Source organism: Streptomyces sp. NPDC001204, assembly GCF_053598035.1.
On sequence record NZ_JBSFJL010000097.1, the window covers coordinates 1 to 1,534 of the forward strand.

Annotated in this window: 2 protein-coding genes; both read right to left on the reverse strand. The window is 71.7% G+C overall.

All coding sequences use genetic code 11. From position 1 onward, the window contains the following. Positions 1-520: 520 nt before the first annotated feature. Positions 521-1,054 (reverse strand): TetR/AcrR family transcriptional regulator, encoded by a 534-nt coding sequence (locus tag ACWC91_RS41570; RefSeq protein ID WP_450726406.1) that lies wholly within the window; start codon positions 1,052-1,054, stop codon positions 521-523. Between the two features lie 22 nt (positions 1,055-1,076). Beyond that, positions 1,077-1,534, reverse strand: a 458-nt coding sequence (locus ACWC91_RS41575; RefSeq protein ID WP_450726404.1) for an alpha/beta fold hydrolase, incomplete at its 5' end; no start/stop codon positions are given.

Below are 1,534 nucleotides of genomic sequence, written 5' to 3' on the forward strand. Positions count from 1 at the left end.
GGCCGGTGATCAGGGTGTCGACGAGGAGGTGGTAGCTGCGGGTGACCTCGCAGGGCAGTCCGAAGCCGCCGGCGGCCTCGAGGACGGCGAAGCCGTCAAGCGCCGGTTCGATTCGCACCATCCGGGCGGCGTCGACCTGCGCCAACTTCGCGCTGGCACCGTCCCTCACCAACTCGACGCCACGAGGCTGTGACCCGACGTGCCCACCCGACCCGATAACCGCAGTCGTTGCCCAGGCAACTGAGCCAGAGATCTCCAAGGGCAGCAAGAAACGCGCCAGTTGGCGGTGCAAGTTGTGAGGGCGAGTGCGGACGCGGCAGCCACACCGGCCGGTGCCCCAACCGGCACGGGCCGCCCGCGTACGGCACTGGCTCGCGCGTCATCCTGACCACCGCGCAAGTTGCGGAATACTCCCGCGTCCGCTGGGTCAGTGCCCCGTAGCGAGTACATGATCACGGCCATGCCGACGTGGCAGACCAAGGCGCCGATGATGTCGAAGCGGTCGACGGCCACAGCATTCTCAAAGAGCGCGCAGGCCGCGGTCGGCGAAGGCGATCAGCCACTCGAAGCTCTCGTCGATGTCGGCGCTCCACTGGAAGCCGTTGCCCGCCTGCAGCGTGGCGAAGCCGTGGCAGAGGCTGCGCAGCATGCGCAGGGCGTGGTCCACGTCGGACTCTGCGATCTCGTAGCCGCGCAGGACCGCCGTGAACGCGTCGAGCAGCCGCTGGCCCGCGGTGGCCAGGGGATCGTCCGGGCCGGACGGTTCCACGCCGATCGTCGCGGCGTACCGGCCTGGGTGCTCCAGGACGAACGCGCGGAAGGCGCGGGCCGCGGCCGCCAGAGCGTCGCGGCCCGCGTACCCCTGGACCGCGCCGCCGACGGCGTCGGCGGCCTCGCGCAACGCCAAGGCCGCGATGCGCCGGTTGAGGTCTTCCTGGCCGCCCACGTGCTTGTACAGGGACGGGGTGCGCACGCCCACCCGCTCGGCCAGCAAGCCCATCGTCAGGTTGGCGAAGCCAACCTCGTCGGCGAGGGCGGCACCGGCCGCGACCACGGCCGCCGGGTCCAGGCCGGCCCTAGGCACGAGCGGCGTCCGATCGGAGGAAGGAGAGCATGAGCGAAACCACCTGGTCGGGGAACTGGTCGTGCGGGTAGTGCCCGGCGCCCTCGATCATCTCAAGCCGGCCGAGGCCGGACGGCAGGGCATCCACGATCGCCGAACCCTCGGCGTGCGGGTCGGCCCAGTCGGGGTCGAGCGTGCCCATCACGACCAGGACCGGGCAGCGGACGTTACTGAGTTGCGCGCCGGCGTCGGTCGGGGCGCTGCGGCCCATGCCCTGCAGGGCCTTCATCCGGCCCGGCTCGCGCAGCAGGGAGTCGATACGGTCGAGCCGCTCTGCCCAGCCGACCGGCTTCACGCCGGGGTAGGCCACGTCGAGGTACGAACGCCACAGCGGCACGCTGCCGAACACGCCCGCGCCGAGCAGCCGCAGCATGCCCCGCCGGAAGCGCTTCACCCGCAGGTCGCCGAGGC